Source organism: Vibrio sp. JZG10 (assembly GCF_054064075.1).
In genome coordinates, this window is sequence record NZ_JBSUGE010000016.1 from 51,507 (window position 1) to 70,665 (window position 19,159).

At 46.0% G+C, this 19,159-nt stretch carries 18 protein-coding genes; 11 read left to right on the plus strand and 7 right to left on the minus strand.

From position 1 onward, the window contains the following. Positions 1-78: 78 nt before the first annotated feature. The 3 genes from ACWYVB_RS17585 to ACWYVB_RS17595 form a co-directional block, all read right to left on the minus strand. Positions 79-1,125: an MJ1255/VC2487 family glycosyltransferase gene (locus tag ACWYVB_RS17585; RefSeq protein ID WP_005392259.1), complete on the minus strand. Its 1,047-nt coding sequence runs from the start codon at positions 1,123-1,125 to the stop codon at positions 79-81. Between the two features lie 3 nt (positions 1,126-1,128). Next, positions 1,129-1,677 carry a phosphatase PAP2 family protein gene (locus ACWYVB_RS17590; protein ID WP_005379690.1) on the minus strand — a complete coding sequence of 183 codons (549 nt, stop codon included), beginning with the start codon at positions 1,675-1,677 and terminating at the stop codon, positions 1,129-1,131. A gap of 148 nt (positions 1,678-1,825) precedes the next feature. Beyond that, positions 1,826-2,623 (minus strand): SH3 domain-containing protein, encoded by a 798-nt coding sequence (locus ACWYVB_RS17595; protein WP_203346688.1) that lies wholly within the window; start codon positions 2,621-2,623, stop codon positions 1,826-1,828. Positions 2,624-3,137: 514 nt separating this feature from the next. Between ACWYVB_RS17595 and leuA the strand changes: the two genes are divergently transcribed. The 5 genes from leuA (at position 3,138) to ACWYVB_RS17620 (ending at position 9,139) form a co-directional block, all read left to right on the plus strand. After that, positions 3,138-4,685: a 2-isopropylmalate synthase gene (leuA, locus tag ACWYVB_RS17600; protein WP_203346689.1), complete on the plus strand. Its 1,548-nt coding sequence runs from the start codon at positions 3,138-3,140 to the stop codon at positions 4,683-4,685. Between the two features lie 82 nt (positions 4,686-4,767). Continuing rightward, entirely contained in the window at positions 4,768-5,859 is a 1,092-nt protein-coding gene (leuB, locus tag ACWYVB_RS17605) for a 3-isopropylmalate dehydrogenase (RefSeq protein ID WP_006742732.1), read from the plus strand. A 110-nt stretch (positions 5,860-5,969) separates the two neighbouring features. Then, on the plus strand, positions 5,970-7,370 hold the full coding sequence (gene leuC / locus ACWYVB_RS17610; protein ID WP_109168754.1) for a 3-isopropylmalate dehydratase large subunit: 1,401 nt from the start codon (positions 5,970-5,972) through the stop codon (positions 7,368-7,370). Positions 7,371-7,381: 11 nt separating this feature from the next. Beyond that, on the plus strand, positions 7,382-7,984 hold the full coding sequence (leuD, locus tag ACWYVB_RS17615; RefSeq protein ID WP_104971226.1) for a 3-isopropylmalate dehydratase small subunit: 603 nt from the start codon (positions 7,382-7,384) through the stop codon (positions 7,982-7,984). Positions 7,985-8,356: 372 nt separating this feature from the next. Beyond that, complete coding sequence (locus ACWYVB_RS17620) at positions 8,357-9,139, plus strand: DUF547 domain-containing protein (RefSeq protein WP_203346690.1); 783 nt, start codon at positions 8,357-8,359, stop codon at positions 9,137-9,139. Between the two features lie 142 nt (positions 9,140-9,281). Here the strand turns inward: ACWYVB_RS17620 and djlA are convergent, their stop codons facing one another. Continuing rightward, the gene (djlA, locus tag ACWYVB_RS17625; RefSeq protein ID WP_005383076.1) at positions 9,282-10,136 is read right to left on the minus strand and encodes a co-chaperone DjlA; all 855 of its coding nucleotides are present in this window, start codon (positions 10,134-10,136) and stop codon (positions 9,282-9,284) included. A gap of 266 nt (positions 10,137-10,402) precedes the next feature. On the opposite strand from djlA, the gene lptD reads away from it, so the two are divergent. The 6 genes from lptD (at position 10,403) to apaH (ending at position 17,163) form a co-directional block, all read left to right on the plus strand. Continuing rightward, on the plus strand, positions 10,403-12,748 hold the full coding sequence (lptD, locus tag ACWYVB_RS17630; protein ID WP_203346691.1) for an LPS assembly protein LptD: 2,346 nt from the start codon (positions 10,403-10,405) through the stop codon (positions 12,746-12,748). 59 nt (positions 12,749-12,807) lie between these two features. After that, positions 12,808-14,091 carry a peptidylprolyl isomerase SurA gene (surA, locus tag ACWYVB_RS17635; RefSeq protein WP_257887236.1) on the plus strand — a complete coding sequence of 428 codons (1,284 nt, stop codon included), beginning with the start codon at positions 12,808-12,810 and terminating at the stop codon, positions 14,089-14,091. Next, a complete protein-coding gene (gene pdxA, locus ACWYVB_RS17640; protein ID WP_005383085.1) occupies positions 14,081-15,079 on the plus strand; it encodes a 4-hydroxythreonine-4-phosphate dehydrogenase PdxA in 999 nt (332 codons plus the stop codon). The genes surA and pdxA overlap by 11 nt, the downstream gene beginning before the upstream one ends. Continuing rightward, on the plus strand, positions 15,076-15,885 hold the full coding sequence (gene rsmA / locus ACWYVB_RS17645) for a 16S rRNA (adenine(1518)-N(6)/adenine(1519)-N(6))-dimethyltransferase RsmA (RefSeq protein ID WP_005379669.1): 810 nt from the start codon (positions 15,076-15,078) through the stop codon (positions 15,883-15,885). Before pdxA ends, rsmA begins: the two co-directional genes overlap by 4 nt. Before the next feature lie 75 nt (positions 15,886-15,960). After that, the gene (gene apaG, locus ACWYVB_RS17650; protein ID WP_203346693.1) at positions 15,961-16,341 is read left to right on the plus strand and encodes a Co2+/Mg2+ efflux protein ApaG; all 381 of its coding nucleotides are present in this window, start codon (positions 15,961-15,963) and stop codon (positions 16,339-16,341) included. 15 nt (positions 16,342-16,356) lie between these two features. After that, positions 16,357-17,163 carry a bis(5'-nucleosyl)-tetraphosphatase (symmetrical) ApaH gene (gene apaH / locus ACWYVB_RS17655; RefSeq protein WP_203346694.1) on the plus strand — a complete coding sequence of 269 codons (807 nt, stop codon included), beginning with the start codon at positions 16,357-16,359 and terminating at the stop codon, positions 17,161-17,163. Positions 17,164-17,235: 72 nt separating this feature from the next. On the opposite strand, the gene folA is transcribed toward apaH, so the two are convergent. The 3 genes from folA to ACWYVB_RS17670 all read right to left on the minus strand — a co-directional run bounded on the left by folA (position 17,236) and on the right by ACWYVB_RS17670 (position 19,080). Further along, on the minus strand, positions 17,236-17,736 hold the full coding sequence (gene folA / locus ACWYVB_RS17660; RefSeq protein ID WP_167426958.1) for a type 3 dihydrofolate reductase: 501 nt from the start codon (positions 17,734-17,736) through the stop codon (positions 17,236-17,238). A 70-nt stretch (positions 17,737-17,806) separates the two neighbouring features. Next, complete coding sequence (locus ACWYVB_RS17665) at positions 17,807-18,280, minus strand: threonine/serine exporter family protein (protein WP_203346695.1); 474 nt, start codon at positions 18,278-18,280, stop codon at positions 17,807-17,809. Beyond that, entirely contained in the window at positions 18,280-19,080 is an 801-nt protein-coding gene (locus ACWYVB_RS17670; RefSeq protein ID WP_203346696.1) for a threonine/serine exporter family protein, read from the minus strand. The genes ACWYVB_RS17665 and ACWYVB_RS17670 overlap by 1 nt, the downstream gene beginning before the upstream one ends. Positions 19,081-19,159 lie beyond the last annotated feature (79 nt).

A 19,159-nucleotide genomic window follows, 5' to 3' on the forward strand; every position in this document is an offset into this window, starting at 1 on the left:
ATGCAGCCTTCTAGATTGAAAGGCTACAACAAAATCGTGTCAAAAATAGGAAGGAACAATGTACTTAGAACAACGTACTTAAATGTTCGACACGTAACTTGGGAAATCAACTTGCTCCCACAACTGTTTGGATAACTCCGCTTGTGAATCCCACGCTCCTTGCAATACCCAATGGACAATGGCCTGAGCAACATCTGGGTATTTCACACTTTCGGCTTGTTGCTCCTTTAGCCACTGGCGTACTGCGGAAATATCTAAGCTCTCCATCGACATCGCAAGTCCTAAGTCTTCTAAGGTCGCGACATTGCTTTGTTGCTCAAACTGACCTGCGAGTGGCTTAAGCAATAATTTTTTTCCTAGAGACAGAGCTTCCGAAGGGAGCTCGAATCCACCATTGGCAATGACACCACTACAGCGATGTAAATGATGCTGAAAGTTGCTGTGGCATAAAGGGCGTAATTCTATGTTTTCCACTTGCTCACATTCGATCACATCGGGGTGATAACAGATAAACGCTTGTTGATTAAAGTGGAACAATAAATCAGAGATGTCTTCAATAGATTCGAACGGTAGATACACCAAAACAAAATCGTCATTTTCTGCTTGGCTATCGACGGTATGTACAATTGGCGGCAACAAAGGCTGGTCAAAATGATGCCAATGCAAACCAAGGTGGTGTTGAGAAGGCGCAAAGTATTCAATGACGGATTTGTCTAACCAACTCGCTCCCTTTAACGGCACTGGATAACGGAAAGCATTTTGATGACTGATACCAATCGACGGCTTATTTTGTTGTTTTGCCGCCCATGCCGTAACAGGCTCGAAATCATTGAGCACGAGATCGTAGGACGACAAATCAAGCTGTTTAACTTCTTTGCAAAATTGCACCAAATTGTTACTCAATGCTGTTTTCGCATAGTTCACCGAACCTTTTTCAGTGATAAAGGTGAAGCCTCGGCGAGTCTGATAATCGCCAAACGCTTCCATTGAAAAGTACTTTTCAGGCGCTCGTCCAGAAAACAAAAAGTCGACCTCAACATCGTGCTCTTTAAACGCATGACTCATCGCCCTCGCACGCGCAATATGTCCGTTTCCTGTACCTTGAACACCGTATAAGATTTTCATCAATTAGCCTCCCAGCATCGCAATCGCTAACCCACCACAAAGGCTACCTAGCAGTGCACCAATGATGACATCGGTAAAAAAGTGCACCCCCAATAAGATTCGCGCAGTTCCGATTAAACTTGCCCAAAAGAATGCAGCAACGCCTAGGCTCGGATAGAAATGATCAATCAGCGTCGCCATGACAAACGCAGCGGCAGTGTGTCCTGAAGGCAGGCTATAGCGATCAGAGGGGGTAATAAAAGCAGGAAGGAGTGCACTGAGTTCTTCAGGGCGACGACGCTTAAAACTGTTTTTCAGCGTCCAATAAATTGGCAACTCGATGGCAAAAGCAAGTAAACCCGCCAGTAAAAACCAAACTCCCTGCTCTTTATCTAAATACCAAGCTAATAAACCTAGCACCAAGTACAGATGTCCGTCACCACTGTGGGAGACTCCTTTACTGATGTTGGCAACTTGCTGATTAAAACGGTGCTTAAGACAAACACTAGAGAGCGCTAAATCAAACTTAGCAATGGTTGCAATTGGCTGTGTAATTGTCTCTATGGTTCGCATGTGGCCTTTCCTTACTTTGACAACGCCGTTGTGTGAAAAGTAGGAGGTTTAGGTGACAACTGCATGACGGGAGTTTGGACAATTAATGACAAATGCCAAATTAGAGTGTGCCCAATGATCTATTGAGCACAATCGTAGGAGAGAACGATTAAGAAGGGTTTGCTTGCTGCGGTTGAGGCGTATCGATGTACCAGACCTTTCTCTTCTTACGACAGGCGCGCAAAGAGCCCATCGTCATGTCGCCATCTTTTGTTAGCTCGTAGCTAAGGGAGCGGCAAGTGTAATTTCCTGACAGTTCATGCTCGATGCCCGTTTGCTCAGTTGTGCTCGAAGCAGACTCTAAAAGAGGATTAGGCTGTGTCGATAGAATGTCACGATTTACCACATTGCTGCGCGCATAATCCTTATGGACATAACCTTTTATCACGCCTTTCTGTTCAACGAGAAACCAAGGTTGATCCACCACTTTTGCCAACACATTAAAAACTTCCCCTTTCGATAACACGCCAAGCTTTTCTCCTTCTAGGCTCGGCTTGGATCGCAGGTTTAATGTGGTCTTAGAGCGATAGGAGACATCCATAAACTCAACGGGGTTTGAGGTATCCACACCGTCAGCTGTTGGTCGGAAGACTTCCGCTTGTAGTTTCTCACTAGGTTGCACTCGGATCTTCCACCACGAAAAGGTTTCCGGATCTTTGCCTTTAAATTTATCTCGACTGTCCGACTCAAGAGCAACGAGCATTTGATTCAAAAACGACTCACGTCCCTCGTAGCTCAAGAATCGATCCATTTGATCATTAATCACCATGACACTCTGAGAGTGATCATTAATAGCAACAGGGGAAACCTCTGCCATATAGGTTTGAGATTGAAACAGCTGACAACCCGATAAGCTGACCAGAGTAATTACTGCGGCTGAACGTCCAAATTGTTTTGCTAACCTCATTATTCCTTAACCCTTCTTTTTACCTAGTGCAACTGCACTACTATAAATGGTCATTCAAAACTTTTGCCAAACAATTCGGGCCTTTGTGTGACAAGTCGCAATCCCAATGTTTGTTTTGGTAATGAAACGTTGCAAACTTGATGAGAACTTGCCTCTTCTAGCACGTTTCTATCGCACCATGCCGTTTCACTTAGTGCATCATTTTTCTCAAGCAAACGAAAAGACTCATCCGATATGAATAAAAAATCGACTTTAGGGTTGACGCGCTTCATGGAGTGCGGTACTAATTTGTTAACTTAATTATGTGGAAAGCTTAACAACCTATGTCAGCTCATTTTTCTATTCTGCTTAGCCTCCTCCTGATCGTGGCCAGTTCGCGCGGGTAGGCTGTGGAAGAAAAATAACCACACCAATTTCTAAGAACCCGCATGAGAATGCGGGTTTTTTTATATCTAAATACTGGAAGTAAACGATTAACTTGCACGAAAGTGCAGAAATCAGGAAGGAAGCAAACATGAACGATCAGGTCATTATATTCGACACCACATTGCGTGATGGCGAGCAAGCGTTGTCAGCAAGCTTGACGGTTAAAGAAAAACTGCAAATTGCCTATGCGCTGGAAAGACTCGGCGTTGATGTTATCGAAGCTGGCTTCCCAATCTCTTCACCTGGTGATTTCGAGTCGGTACAAACCATTGCAAAAAACATCAAAAACAGTCGAGTTTGTGCCCTTTCGCGTGCCGTTGCGAAAGATATTGATGTCGCCGCTGAAGCATTAAAAGTGGCCGACCAATTCCGTATTCACACGTTTTTAGCCACTTCCACCATTCACGTAGAAGACAAACTACGCCGCAGCTACGACGATGTACTAGAAATGGCAGTCAACGCCGTTAAACATGCGCGTAACTACACCGATGATGTCGAGTTTTCTTGTGAAGATGCAGGGCGTACTCCTATCGATAACCTATGTCGCATGGTAGAAGCTGCCATCAATGCAGGTGCGAGCACAATCAACATTCCAGATACCGTTGGCTACACAGTACCAAGCGAGTTTGGTGGCATTATTCAAACCCTTTTCAACCGCGTTCCAAACATTGATAAAGCGATCATCTCCGTTCACTGTCACGACGACTTGGGGATGTCAGTTGCCAACTCTATTGCCGCAGTTCAAGCCGGCGCGCGTCAGATAGAAGGCACCATCAATGGCATTGGTGAGCGAGCGGGTAACTGTTCACTTGAAGAGATCGCAATGATCATCAAGACGCGTCAAGAGTTCTTGGGCGTTCACACTGGCATTAAACATGATGAAATTCACCGCACCAGTAAATTGGTGAGCCAGTTATGCAACATGCCAATTCAGAGCAACAAAGCGATTGTGGGCGCGAATGCCTTTAGCCACTCTTCAGGTATCCACCAGGATGGCATGTTAAAGAATAAGAATACCTACGAAATCATGACCCCTGAGTCGATTGGCCTTAAAAACCAAGCACTAAACCTAACCAGCCGTAGTGGTCGCGCAGCCGTGAAGAGCCACATGGACACCATGGGATACAACGAGGACGAGTACAACCTAGACGCTCTATACGCGGACTTCTTGAAACTTGCCGACCGCAAAGGCCAAGTGTTCGATTACGATCTAGAGGCCCTAATGCACTTCTCGAACCTGCGTGAAGAAGATGACTTCTACAAACTGAACTACCTAAGCGTGCAATCGGGCAGCGTAATGGCCACCACCAGCATCAAAATGCAATGTGGCGATGAAGAAATGTGTGAAGCGGCAGTCGGTAATGGCCCAGTTGATGCGCTATACCAATGTATCTACCGCGTGACAGGCTACGACATCGTACTGGATAAATTCGACCTAACAGCGAAAGGCGAAGGTGAAGATGGTTTGGGTCAAGCTGACATCATTGCCAACTACAAAGGTCGTAAATACCACGGCACGGGCGTTTCCACCGATATCGTTGAAGCTTCCGGTCAAGCACTATTGCACGTTATTAATAGCATCCACCGTGCAGACAAAATAGAAGAAATGAAGCAGAAAAAGATTGCGACTGTGTAATAACAACCGGGCTGCATGGCTCAGGAAAGAACACGCTCGTTGAAATAATTAAGCTCAAAATTAGAAAACTTAAAGGATTAACATGACAGACAAATCATACAAAATTGCCGTCCTACCCGGTGACGGCATCGGCCCGGAAGTAATGGCGCAAGCACACAAAGTATTGGATGCTATCGAAAAGAAGCATGGTATTGCGTTTGAGCGTGACGAGCATGATGTAGGCGGCATCGCGATCGATAATCACGGCTCTCCACTTCCAGAAAGCACAGTAAAAGCGTGTGAAGAGTCTGATGCAGTCCTATTCGGTTCAGTTGGCGGTCCGAAGTGGGAACACTTGCCACCAAATGACCAACCTGAACGCGGTGCCCTACTACCACTACGCAAACACTTCCAACTGTTTTGTAACCTACGCCCAGCGCAAATCCACGCAGGCCTGGAAGCTTTCTCACCACTTCGTGCTGACATCTCAGGCCGTGGTTTTGACATCGTTGTGGTCCGTGAACTGACTGGTGGTATCTATTTCGGTCAACCAAAAGGCCGTGAAGGCGAAGGCGCGACAGAAAAAGCGTTTGATACTGAGGTGTACCACCGCTTTGAGATCGAACGTATTGCAAAAATCGCTTTTGAGTCTGCTCGTCTACGTCGCAAGAAAGTGTGCTCTATCGACAAAGCGAACGTTCTACAAAGCTCTATTCTATGGCGTGAAGTAGTCGAAGAAATCGCAAAAGATTACCCAGATGTCGAGCTATCACACATGTACATCGACAACGCAACCATGCAGCTTATCAAAGACCCAGCTCAGTTCGACGTAATGCTGTGTTCAAACATCTTCGGCGACATCATTTCTGATGAGTGCGCAATGATCACTGGCTCTATGGGTATGTTGCCTTCAGCGAGCCTAAACGAAAGCAAATTCGGTCTGTACGAGCCAGCAGGCGGCAGTGCACCAGATATCGCAGGTAAGAACATCGCTAACCCAGTGGCGCAAATCCTATCTGCGGCACTGATGTTACGTTATAGCCTTGGCGAAGAAGCCGCAGCACAAGACATCGAAGCAGCGGTGTCGAAAGCACTTTCAGCTGGCGAGCTAACAGGCGACCTTGCAGGCAACAACCCGGCACTTACAACATCAGAGATGGGCGATAAGATCGCTGAGTACATCTTAAACTCGTAATACAGAACAGATTCATAATAAATACTAAATCCTCTATCCACCAATGACTTACCTCTAAGTCATTGGTGCTAAAACAAAGCAACAAGGATAACGAGGAAAGGAAGCAAACAATGGGCAAAACACTATACGAAAAAGTCTACGACGCACACGTTGCCGTCGCAGCAGAAGGGGAAAACCCTATCTTGTACATCGACCGTCACTTGGTACATGAAGTGACGTCTCCGCAAGCATTTGACGGCTTGCGTGAAAAAGGTCGCAAAGTGCGTCAGGTCAGCAAAACTTTTGCCACCATGGACCACAACGTTTCGACAACCACTAAAGATATCAACGCATCCGGTGAGATGGCGCGTATCCAGATGGAAACGCTATCGAAAAACTGTGAAGAGTTTGGCGTTACGCTTTACGACATCAACCATAAATACCAAGGTATTGTGCACGTTATGGGTCCAGAACTTGGCATTACCCTACCGGGTATGACGATTGTTTGTGGTGACTCGCACACGGCTACACACGGTGCATTCGGCTCTCTAGCATTTGGTATTGGTACCTCTGAAGTTGAGCACGTATTAGCAACTCAAACGCTAAAACAAGCGCGCGCTAAAACGATGAAGATCGAAGTGAAAGGCAAAGTGGCTCCGGGCATCACGGCGAAAGATATCGTGCTAGCCATCATCGGTGAAACCACAGCAGCAGGCGGTACAGGCTACGTAGTTGAATTCTGTGGTGAAGCGATCACAGACCTTTCAATGGAAGGCCGCATGACCGTATGTAACATGGCAATTGAGCTAGGTGCGAAAGCCGGTTTGATTGCGCCAGATGAAACCACGTTCGAATACATCAAAGGCCGTAAATTCTCACCTCAAGGTGCCGACTTTGATGCAGCAGTAGAATACTGGAAGACATTAAAAACGGACCATGACGCTCAGTTTGATGCGGTCGTGACACTAAACGCAGCGGATATCAAACCACAAGTCACTTGGGGTACTAACCCAGGCCAGGTTATCGCGGTAGACCAACCGATCCCAGCACCAGAAAGCTTTGCTGACCCAGTAGAAAAAGCATCGGCAGAAAAAGCTCTGGCTTACATGGGTCTAGAAGCAGGCAAGTCATTGTCTGATTACAACGTCGATAAAGTCTTCGTTGGCTCTTGTACTAACTCACGTATCGAAGACATGCGCGCAGCGGCGGAAGTCGCGAAAGGTCGCAAAGTCGCGTCTCACGTTCAAGCGCTAATCGTTCCTGGCTCTGAGCAAGTAAAAGCGCAGGCGGAAGCAGAAGGCCTAGATGTCATCTTTAAAGAGGCGGGCTTTGAGTGGCGCCTACCAGGTTGCTCGATGTGTCTAGCAATGAACAACGACCGTTTGGGTCCACATGAACGTTGTGCGTCTACTTCAAACCGTAACTTTGAAGGCCGTCAAGGTCGTGATGGCCGTACCCACCTAGTGAGCCCTGCGATGGCAGCGGCAGCAGCAATTGCTGGTCACTTTGTAGATATTCGTGAACTAGACTAAGGAGCAAACAAATGTCAGGCTTTAAACAACACACAGGCTTAGTTGTTCCTCTAGATGCAGCGAACGTTGATACTGATGCCATCATTCCAAAGCAGTTCCTACAAAAGGTCTCCCGCCTAGGCTTTGGTAAACACTTGTTCCATGACTGGCGCTTCCTAGACGATGCTGGCGAACAACCAAATCCAGAGTTCGTGATGAACGCCCCACGCTACCAAGGCGCGTCTATCTTGCTGGCTCGTGAAAACTTCGGCTGTGGCTCATCTCGCGAGCACGCACCGTGGGCACTGGCGGATTACGGCATAAAAGCGATGATCGCACCAAGCTTTGCCGATATCTTTTACGGCAACTCGATCAACAACCAAATGGTGCCAGTTCGTTTGACTGAACAAGAAGTGGATGAAATCTTCCAGTTTGTTGAGGCAAATGAAGGTGCAGAAGTCGAGGTCGACCTAGAAGCGAATGTGGTTCGTGCCAACGGCAAAGAGTACAGCTTTGAAATTGATGAGTTCCGTCGTCACTGTTTGTTAAATGGTTTAGACAATATTGGGCTAACGCTTCAACACGAGGACAAAATTGCGGAATACGAAGCGAATATCCCAAGCTTCTTGCGTTAAAACGCATTAGTAAATACACAAATCAAGGGCTGGCAATTGTCGGCCCTTTTAATGTTTTAGGTGACTGATTTTATAGCGCTTTACTTACGGAATACCGAACGCCTCTGTTGAAATTCGTCATCCTGAACAGCGGCGAAGGAGCGTGATGCAGGATCGACTGCCAGAGTGTGCACTGTGCAGATTCATACTTTCTTCACTCAAGCGTTTGTGGGGATTAGATTCCTGCTGTCGCTTATGCTCCTCGGAATGACGGAGAATAAAGGCAACAGATAACTGATTACTGATTACTGATTACTGATTACTGATTACTGAAAGAAAACAAGCACTAAACAGGTCTACACTATCAACAATATCTCATTCAAAGGTATCTCTATGAAGCGTCTGTTATTGCTATTGTGTGCTCTGGTTTCTTTCTCGGCGTTCGCTGCTCCTAAATCTGACTTGTGGCCGTATTGGCAACAATCGAATCAGGCCAACCAAACACACATTTCGCACCAGGAATGGCAACAACTGTTAGACAATTACTTGGTTGAACAAGGTGAGAATACTTTGTTCCGCTATAGCAAAGTCACGGCTTCCGACAAAGCGAAGTTAAAGCAGTACATCCGACGACTGGTAAAACTCGATCCATTGCAGTACAACCAAGCAGAGCAATACGCCTATTGGGTGAACCTTTACAACGCCATCACGGTTGACCTTATTTTGGATAACTATCCCGTCGAATCCATCACCAAGCTGGGTGGCTTATTTAGCTTTGGTCCTTGGGGAGACGATGTGGTCGTGGTCAACGGCAAGGATCTAACTTTAAACGATATTGAACATCGAATTTTGCGTCCAATTTGGAATGACCCAAGAACGCATTACGCCGTAAATTGTGCAAGTTTGGGATGCCCTAACCTACAAGCTCAAGCATTCACTGCCGAAAACACTGAAGCCTTACTTGAAAGTGCTGCCAGAACGTTTATTAACAGCAACAAAGGCGTATCTATCCAAGGAAACACGGCACAGCTGTCTTCCATTTATGATTGGTTTGCAACGGACTTTGGTGGAGAAAAACAAATCTTCAAACACATCGCAAAGTACGCACCGCAATACAAAAATTTCTCTGGCAAAGTGAAATACGAATACGATTGGGACTTGAATCAAGCCAACTAAACTGGGGGGATGTGAGGTCAATTAGCATTAGGGACATAATAGGCCAAAAGCTAAAGACACCGGCAACTCAAAGACTAAGACATGAAAAAAAGGGCACTGAGTGCCCTTTTTTACATCCAAATGTTTGATAGAAAACGTCCGACTACTTAAAGCCTTTAACCTTCTTAATAAGATCGTAAGCGTTTTGAATCTCTTGAGATTTCTCTTTCGCGACGTTCATCATCTCTGGTGGTAAACCTTTAGCCATCAATTTGTCCGGGTGATGCTCGTTCATCAATTTACGATAAGCACGCTTGACGGTTTTACTGTCGGCATCTGAAGACACATCCAGAATTTTGTACGCGTCAGCCAGTTGATCTGCTTGTGAAGCTTGTTGCCAGCTACCACCAGAAGATTGGCCTTGATGCTGACCATGAAAACCGCCCTGGCTTTGGAAACGAAATGCGGCTTCTTGCATTTGCAAACGACGCTCTAATTGCTCAGAAGAGAAACCCAAACCACGTGCAATCTTGTGTAGTACATTTCGTTCACTCGGGTGGATCGAGCCATCTGCAAAGGCCGCCGAGATTTGCAGCTCTAAGAAAAATTGCAACAAGTCAAAGCGACCAGCTGTCGATATTTTCACACGAACAAGAACATCTTCTAACGGAAAGTCGCTGTCTTTACCTTCACGAAACGCGTCTTGCGCTGCGCGACGCTGTTCGCCATGCAAATTCATGCGGTCCATCATGGCTGAAGCCAGTTGGATTTCCTCTTTGGTGACTTGGCCTTTCGCTTTTGCCACATGTCCCATTACCGCAAACGCCGCTTTAAAAAACTCTTCTTGGCGCTGAGCTTGACTTGGCCCTTTTCCAAAGCCGCCAGTAGAGAACCCGGCTTGACTCAAGCGACGTGCTTTATCGAATTGATGGCCAATAAATAAGCCAAAGAGTAAACCTAGCGGCCCGCCAAGTAACAAGCCAAAAAAGGCACCCAGAATTTTGCCAAAAATATGCATTATGTGTTCTCTATCAATGAATTTTTATCGACGACGGCGGTCTTATAGTGCCGGATGCAACGATTTCCTTTATGATAATGGAATTAGTTTTATTTCGGCTAGGCCATTTCGCCTGCTTATCTTTGCAGCTATTTTGTCGTCATTATGCCACAGTGAATCAATACGCTGGGATAAATGCGACTATAGTTGATTCATTTGGCTATTACGCTAGGGTACAACAAGCCCTATAGCCATCGAGTAGTAGTGACACAGGAAAGTTCAATTCAATGCAACATTTCTCCCGCACATGTTTAGCGGCCTCTATCAGCACCGCCTTGTTTGTACCCACCACTCAAGCTGAAGCGAATATCCATGATAGTGTGCAGGAAATGCCCGCCACAGATCAATGTTTGGTCGATACCAGTGGCGAGGAGGACGCTCTTAATACCCCAGTAGTGGTAGAAGCTGACACCCTGCAAGCCATCAATGGTGACAAAGCTCAGTACTCAGGTAATGTACAAGTCACCCAAGGCCAGAAGAAAATCACCGCAGATAGAGTAACGCTGCACCAACAAGACAACGTCGTGGTTGCCGAAGGCAACGTGACTTTCAATGACGGCCAAGTCAAAGCTCGATCTGATCGTGTTACTAATGACATCAACCAAGACACGTTTTCACTGGAGAACACCGATTATCAGTTCCTTTGCCAACAAGGTCGAGGCACAGCAGCATACATCGCGCGTACAGGTCAGTCGGTTTATGAACTCGAAGACGGCTCTATCACATCGTGCCCTCAAGGCGATAATTCATGGCGTTTAGTGGCATCAGGTATTGACGTTGACCAAGATGAAGAGACAGCGACGCTGCACCACCCTCGATTTGAAGTGTTAGATGTGCCTGTTTTCTATGTGCCGTATCTAACCATGCCAATTGGAGATACGCGTAAAACGGGTTTCCTCTTCCCTTCTTTATCGTACGGTTCTAGTGATGGTATGGAAGTCGAGGTGCCATTCTATTGGAACATCGCGCCTCAATATGACATGACACTCACCACGCTCTATATGCAGCAACGTGGTACAAAACTCGATACTGATTTCCGCTACCTAACAGATGGTTGGGGAAATGGAGAAATCAAAGGCGAATACCTCAATAGTGATCGCAAATATCAGGACGAGTCTCGTTGGGGCTACCAAGTTAAACACGACGGTATCATCAATAAACAGTGGATAGTCAAAGTCGATTACTCAAAAGTGAGTGATATTGATTACTTCCTCGATCTCGACTCCGACATTGGTAACCGTGAAGATGGTCAACTGGTTCAAGAAGGACAAGTACAATATCGTTCTGACTTCTGGGATGCCTCGTTAACCGTTCGTGACTTCCAAATCTTATTGAAAGAAGAGAACCGCCCTTATCGCCTGCTTCCTCAGTTAGACTTGAACTACTACACGCCGTTATGGGGAGACTACCTTAACTTTGACGTGAAGAGCCAAGTCAGCCGCTTCGATACGAGCGATGCTGCGCGACCAAATGCGACCCGTGTTCACATTGAACCAGGGCTTACATTACCACTCTCAAACTCATGGGCAACGTGGACAACAGAAGCGCGTGTGCTCTCTACGTATTACTCTCAAGACTTAACGGGTTTGACTGATGTAAACTTGCAAAACCAGTTGGATGATGAAGTTTCTCGTGTTATTCCTGAGTTCCGTACGCATGCGCAACTTTACTTAGAGCGAGATACAAGCTGGATCAAGGGCTACACACAAACACTGGAGCCTCAGCTGCAGTACTTGTACGTACCTGAAGAAGATCAAACCAACATCTACAACTACGATACCACCTTGCTACAAACCGACTACTACGGGCTATTCCGCAGTCGTAAGTACAGTGGCATTGATAAAATCGCCTCGGCGAACCAGTTAAGCTACGGTGCGAGTACTCGCTTCTTTGATGATGACTATAAAGAGCGTCTTAACGTTTCATTTGGTCAGATTTACTACTTCGATAAAAAGACCAAACTGAGCAACAGCCCAAATCTTCCGGATGAGACCACCAATTACTCATCATGGGCGATTGAAGCTGATTTCAACTACAACGATTACTTGTTCTATCACGGTGGAATTCAATACGATATTGATTTGAGCTCCATGCAGTTGGCAAACAGTACCTTGGAATACCAATTCAACGGCGGCTTTATTCAGGGTAACTATCGCTACGTTACGCGTGAATACATCGAAGATACGATCATTCTCGAAAACCTAGACACAATTACTCGTAAAGGTATTTCTCAAGCAGGTATTGTAGCGGCCTACGAGTTCAACCCGAACTGGTCTGCGAGTGGTCAATACTACTACGACCTCAATGAAAATGCGGACCTAGAATGGTTAGCGAGCCTACGTTACCAATCTGACTGTTGGTACATTGGCGTCACTTACTCAAACCAATTGCTTGGTTGGGAAGACCAAGCTATCGGCAGCACCGGGGCATCACCTGAATACGAAAATAACTTCAGCGTTAACTTCGGTATTCAAGGCTTTGCGACCAACCAGCGTGAAGACACTGCTGTCAAAGAACTGGATGGTTCTGACAACGCGATTAAGTACGGCCGCCCATTCTATCTGAACAATTAATCAAAATAGGCGTCTTAAATGAATAAGACGCCTATTCAAAAATACTGACGGAATTTTAAATGAAAATTTGGAAATCAATCTTATTCACGACCCTACTCTCTTGCGGAGCGGTTGCAGCACCAGTAGAGCTCGATAAGGTTGCGGTCATCGTGAATGACGGTGTAGTTCTACAAAGCGACATCGAAACAGCGATGAAAACGCTGCAAGCCAACGCTCGTCAAAGTGGAAAGAGCTTACCTTCTACCAGCGTGTTAAAAGAACAAGTCGTTGAAAAACTTATCATTGATACGTTGCAAGGCCAAGAAGCAGACCGTATTGGTGTGCGTATTGACGACAACCGTTTAAACCAAGCGATTGCAGAGATCGCACGTAATAATGAGCAATCGGTAGAACAACTCGCTGCTTCTGTAGAAAGTGAAGGTTTAAGTTACCCAGAATTCCGCGAACAAATTCGTAAGGAAATCGCCGCATCAGAAGCTCGCAATGCACTGGTTCGTCGCCGTATTAATATCCTTCCAGCAGAGGTCGATAGCCTTGCTGAGCAACTATCACAAGAAACCAATGCGACTGTTCAATACAAAATTGGACACATTCAACTGCGCTTCTCTGACGATAAAGAAAAGTCAGCTGTAGAAGCAGAAGCTAAAGCGCTCGCGAAAAAGCTAAACGAAGGTGCAGACTTTACGGAGATGGCCTACACCTACTCAAAAGGTCCTAAAGCTTTACAGGGTGGTGATTGGGGATGGATGCGTAAAGAAGAGATGCCAACCATCTTTGCTGATCAGATCAAGATGCAAAACAAAGGCAGCATTATTGGTCCATTCCGTAGTGGCGTTGGTTTCCACATCCTAAAAATAGAGGATGTAAAAGGCCTAGAAACGGTTGCGGTAACGGAAGTAAATGCGCGTCATATTTTGATTAAACCAACAGTGATTCTGAGCGACGAAGGGGCGAAGAAGCAACTGAATGAATTTGTACGCCGCATCAAAGCCGGTGAAGCAACGTTCGCTCAATTGGCAACACAATACAGTCAAGATCCTGGCTCGGCAGCACAAGACGGTGAACTAGGTTATCAAACACCAGATCTTTACGTGCCAGAATTCAAGCACCAAGTAGAAACTCTGCCAGTTGGCTCAATCAGCGAACCGTTCAAAACCGTTCACGGCTGGCATATCGTTGAAGTGTTGGATCTTCGCCAAGTTGACCGTACTGACTCAGCGATGAAGAACAAAGCTTACCGTATTCTATTTAACCGTAAATTTAATGAAGAAGCGGGCGCATGGATGCAAGAGCTACGCGCAAGTGCGTTTGTTGAAATCGTGGATGACAACAATGACAACTAATACAATTCGTAGAATTGTCGTAACCGCAGGGGAACCTGCGGGTATCGGCCCAGACTTAGTGCTTGCCCTATCGAAAGAAGATTGGGCGCACCAAATTGTCGTCTGTGCCGATAAGAATATGCTGACGGAGCGAGCCAAGCAGCTTGGCATCGAAGTCCAACTGTCTGATTACAATCCAGAAGAAGCACCTAAAGCACAAAAAGCGGGCACGCTTATCGTTGACCATATCCAAATATCGGAACCTGCGGTCGCAGGCGAGCTCAATGAAGCGAATGGCCACTATGTACTAAAAACGCTAGAAAGAGCGGCTTTAGGCTGTATGAATGATGAATTTGATGCTATTGTCACCGGCCCTGTTCATAAGGGGGTGATTAATCGCGCAGGTGTTGCATTCAGTGGTCATACTGAATTTTTCGCCGAGAAGTCACAAACGCCGCTAGTCGTAATGATGCTAGCAACGGAAGGACTACGCGTGGCGCTGGTTACAACACATATTCCTTTAGCTTATGTGTCCAAAGCTGTCACCGAAGAGCGATTAGAAAAAATCATCGATATTCTTCATAAAGACCTTGTAGAAAAGTTTGCTATCGCACAACCAAACATCTACGTTTGCGGGCTTAACCCTCATGCTGGCGAAGATGGCTGCTTAGGTCGTGAAGAGATCGAGACCATCACTCCGACACTGGAAAAAATTCGACAAGAAAAAGGTATCAACCTGATCGGCCCTCTGCCGGCTGATACCATTTTCAATGAAAAATATTTAAATGATGCTGATGCTGTTTTAGGCATGTACCATGATCAAGTATTGCCAGTATTAAAATACAAAGGCTTTGGTCGTTCAGTAAATATTACTCTTGGTCTACCTTTTATTAGAACATCGGTGGACCACGGTACTGCATTAGATCTGGCAGGGACAGGTCAAGCGGATACAGGGAGTTTCCGAACAGCGCTCACGCATGCGATAGATTTGGTAGAGAAGAAACAATGAGAAATGATGTCCATTTAGGACACAAAGCGCGTAAACGTTTTGGTCAAAACTTCCTGAACGATCCATACATTATTGATGGAATCGTATCAGCGATTAACCCAAAACCAGGTCAAAACCTGGTTGAAATCGGTCCTGGTCTTGGTGCAATCACTGAGCCAGTAGGTCGTGAAGTAGATAAGTTCACAGTTATCGAATTAGACCGCGATCTGGCGGAACGCCTACGTACTCACCCTGAACTGGCAGATAAGTTGACCATCCATGAGGGTGACGCTATGCGTTTTGACTTCACTCAACTAGTGAAGCCAAACAACAAGCTGCGCATTTTTGGTAACTTGCCATACAACATCTCTACACCATTGATGTTCCACCTTTTTGAGTTCCATAAAGACATTCAAGACATGCACTTTATGCTGCAAAAAGAAGTGGTAAACCGCTTAGCCGCCGGCCCTGGCAGCAAAGCTTACGGCCGTTTAACGGTAATGGCTCAGTACTACTGTAAAGTGGTACCAGTACTGGAAGTACCGCCAACGGCATTCGTTCCACCACCGAAAGTGGACTCTGCCGTTGTTCGTTTAGTGCCTTACGAAGAGCTGCCATGCCCGGCGAAAGATCTGCGTTTGCTCGATCGCGTTTGTCGTGAAGGCTTTAACCAACGTCGTAAAACAGTTCGTAACTGCTACAAATCGTTGTTAAGCACAGAAGTACTAGAAGAGCTAGGTGTTAATCCAAGCATGCGTCCAGAGAACCTGACGCTAGAACAATTCGTCGCAATGGCGAACTGGCTTGCGGATAACCCGCAGCACTAAGAACTCAAACAATGAGCCAAACCCTTGTAGGTTTGGCTTATTATTATTGGGATATTACGTTTCTGAGGAGTGCACATGGACGTCATTCAACCTTGCATCAAAATTCAAGTTCACACCAAATACATCGAAGAACAGTCCAACCCAGAGCTACAACGCTACGTTTTCGCTTATATCATCACCATCAAAAACCTTAGCCAACAAACCGTACAGTTAGTGAGCCGCCGCTGGCTAATCACAGACTCGAATGGCAAGCAAATGACGGTTGAAGGTGACGGAGTGGTAGGCCAGCAGCCCTTTATTCCAAGCAATGATGAATACACGTACAGTAGCGGAACCGCGTTAGAAGCCCCTGTCGGCGTTATGCAAGGACACTACAAAATGCTGGATGAGAAAGGGCAAGAGTTCATCACCGAAATCGAACCATTTCGCTTGGCTGTTCCAAATGTTTTAAATTAGTAAATTGGAGATTCAGTGGCTACCTATATTGTTGGTGACATCCAAGGCTGTTTTGATGAATTGCAGCGATTACTAGAAAAAGTATCTTTCTCTGCGAAAAAAGACCAACTTTGGCTTGCTGGTGATTTGGTCGCCAGAGGGCCTAAATCACTAGAAACGTTACGCTTTGTGAAGTCACTTGGCGCAAGCGCAATCGTGGTGCTTGGTAATCACGACCTTCACCTTCTCGCAGTGGCTCACGGGATAAAAAAGGTCAAAGACAAAGATAGAACCGCACCTATTTTCACGGCCCCTGACAAAGAGGAACTACTGACATGGCTAGCTCAGCAACCTCTAATGGCCGAGCATGACGAGTTCGTGATGTGTCACGCTGGCATATCACCGCAGTGGAATCTAAAAACAGCGAGAAAGTGTGCCCGTGAAGTTGAGCGCATCATCCAAAGTGAAGAGCTGCCTTGGCTATTAAAAAACATGTACAGCAATCAACCTGATTCCTGGGATGACTCTCTACAGGGTTTGGACCGATACCGTTATATTATCAATGCTTTTACGCGGATGCGCTTTTGTTTCCCTGATGGTCGTTTGGATATGGATTGTAAATTGCCACCGCAACAAGTTTCCGGTAACGAACTTATTCCATGGTTTGAGGTGCCTAAACGTATCCACTTAAACAAAGCGGTGCTCTTTGGGCACTGGGCTGCACTGCAAGGTTATATGAACAACGAAGTCATCGGGCTAGATACTGGCTGTGTTTGGGGCGGAAGCCTGACCATGATCCGTTGGGAAGATAAGCAAGTCTTCACTCAAGAAGCACTCAGTTAACGGCTCTGATTGCCGGACTAGAAAACAAAAAGCACCGCATTTGCGGTGCTTTTCTTGTTCGGCTCAATTTGATTATTTTTCTAAAATCGTAAAACGCATGTTATAAGCGTTTTTCTCATCAGCTTGATATTCTCTAGTGTACGTTTCTTGGAATTCATCATCCCATTGAGGAAATTGAGTATCTCCCTCAACATCAGCATCAATAAAAGTTAGATACAACTTATCAGCTTTATCAAGAAATGCTTCATAGATACTACCACCGCCGATAATCATAACCTCATCATGACCTTTGGCAGCTTCTAGCGCCTCTAAAGTAGAGCTCACTACTATTACGTCTTCTGCTGCATAAGATGGGTCTCTGGTAATGACTATATTGAGCCTATTTGGTAGAGCTTTACCAATTGACTCAAAAGTCTTACGCCCCATGACCACAGGCTTACCTAGTGTATGTTCTTTGAACCAAGCAAAGTCTGCAGGAAGGTGCCAAGGCATTGAGTTATTGTTACCGATGATCATTGGCTTTTCTTTATCAATAGCACCGTTATGTGCCATTGCCGCAATCATGCTAATCATAGAAATACTTTACCTTGAAGAAATTTGAGCGCAAATTATACCTAAATAACACTTTAGAACAAACGATCGCCTAAACAATTGGTCTTCTTCGATAAAAAAGTAACCCTGGAACTGCCAAGCCAACCGCTAAGCCTGCAATAATAAACATGGCCTTAAGAAAGTTCTCCATACAAGTTGCAACGAGCTCAGGTGAATAACCAATATGGTTGATCTCAACCATGGCTATCATTGCTTTGTAAGCAAACACGCCAGGTACCATCGGGATCAAAGCTGCCACAGTGAACACTTTTGGGTGCGCGAGAAAGCGGCGAGACCAGTACACACCAATCATCCCAACTAGCGTCGCGGCAAAAAAGGTCGCCCATTCAATGGGAATACCAAACTGCATCATCAAATAACGGCTGCCGTGTCCAATCGCGCCGCCAACAGCGCAATACACTAAAGCTCTTTGTGGTACGTTAAAAACCAGTGCAAATCCAACAGCGGGAATCGCAGCGAAAAACATGTCATTCAGCAGGCCAAGCATCAACTCAAACAAACTCATTAGATTGCCCACCCCCAAATTCCAGTAACGCTCATCGCAGCAACAATGCCCAAACACGTCGCCAACGTCAGTAAGCTGGCCATCACAAACCGGGCAATACCCATGTTAATGTGCCCTTTCAGCATGTCTGCCACCGAGTTAATCAATGGGAAACCCGGTACGAGCATTAATACCGACGATGCCATTGCAACTGTGGGCAGATTGCCGATTTGGTAGATTTCCGCTTGCGCAGAAATTAAGGTCGTGACAAAGGCGGTCGCTGCAAAGTTCAGTAAAGGATTAAAGTGACGATGACCAATTTCTTGGCGAACGATCATGCCACCAGCTGATGCTAAAAAGGTCATAACAAATACCCCCAAATCACCACCTGCCAGATGACTGAATGCCGCGCATGACAAGCCAATCATAAACACCACCAACCAGCGGTTGTAACGCTCTGGACTGATGGCGTTCAGCTTTTTCTGCGCCATGGTTGCATCGAGCAGCCCACGCTCCATCATGATGCAGATACGTTGAATTTGCGTAATAACGCGCATATTAATGCCACGATCGGCACAACTTCGGGTGGTGGTGATGCAGTGTTCATCCATTACCGTCGTTACAACCAGTGCATTGGCTGATAGCGCAACCGCAACTTCATTAACCCCACAAGCAAGGCCAATACGGCGCATAATATCGCTCACCAGAGTACTTTCAGCACCATGAGCGAGTAGCATTTGCCCGGCTTGGGCAACAAGGCGAGAAATAGATCGTTGAGTGGATACCGCCAACTCTCCAGACGGTATGGTTTCTAGAGTCATAAATCAGTCTAATTCCTTTTAGGGTGTTGCTCATTCATACGCGAGAGGTCCAAACTAGCCCTCAAAAATCACGACGTAT